Here is an 817-nt window from a genome sequence, read left to right on the forward strand (position 1 = left end):
TCACCTGCTATCCAGCGCCCAGGAGAAGGTGTTCACCGGGCACGACAACGGCGTGATCACCCTGGACCTGGCCGAGGGTGACGACGTCCACCGCGAGCAGCTGCGCGTGGAGATGGACGAGCCGTACCGAACCCTGCTGGGGCACTTCCGGCACGAGATCGGGCACTACTACTACTACCGGCTGGTCGCGCCGTCGCAGCAGTACGTAGCCCGGTTCAAGGAGTTGTTCGGCGACCCCGACGCCGACTACCAAGCCGCGCTGGACCGGCACTACAACGACGGCCCGCCCGACGATTGGCAGGAGGACTTCGTCTCGTCCTACGCCACCATGCACGCCGCCGAGGACTGGGCGGAGACCTTCGCCCACTACCTGCACATCCGCGACACGCTGGACACCTCGGCCTGGTGCGGCTTCGCCTCGGCGTCGGCGACCTTCGACCGGCCGTCGTTGGGCCCCAGCGCTTTTCAGACGATCATCGACATGTGGCTACCGCTGTCCTGGTCGCTGAACATGGTGAACCGGTCGATGGGTCACGACGACCTGTATCCGTTCGTGCTGCCGGTCAAGGTGTTGGAGAAGATGCAGTTCATCCACACCGTGGTCGACGAGGTGACCGCCGAGGCCCGGGGACCGGCGACCGTCGCGAGCTAGGCCCGTCAAGCGGGCATCACCCGGCGCTCGTCGGGACCCCACAGCGGCTGCATGCCGCCCGGCAGGGCCAGCTGCGTGGTGGTGATCACCTCGGCCAGGTCCAGGGTGATCACGCCGTTGTCGTGCCCGGTGAACACCTTCTCCTGGGCGCTGGATAGCAGGTGA

Annotated in this window: 1 protein-coding gene and 2 pseudogenes; 1 reads left to right on the forward strand and 2 read right to left on the reverse strand. The window is 66.7% G+C overall.

The annotated features are described in order from the left end of the window. Positions 1-652 (forward strand): putative zinc-binding metallopeptidase (locus A5714_RS21815; protein ID WP_197513867.1); only part of this gene is annotated, 652 nt, incomplete at its 5' end. 5 nt (positions 653-657) lie between these two features. Here A5714_RS21815 and A5714_RS27695 read toward each other — a convergent pair. Next, positions 658-753: pseudogene (locus tag A5714_RS27695) on the reverse strand (hypothetical protein); the annotation flags it as partial. Next, positions 742-817: pseudogene (locus A5714_RS27700) on the reverse strand (hypothetical protein); the annotation flags it as partial. The pseudogenes A5714_RS27695 and A5714_RS27700, both read right to left, overlap by 12 nt.

Source organism: Mycobacterium sp. E2462, assembly GCF_001672685.1.
Taxonomy (GTDB): domain Bacteria; phylum Actinomycetota; class Actinomycetes; order Mycobacteriales; family Mycobacteriaceae; genus Mycobacterium.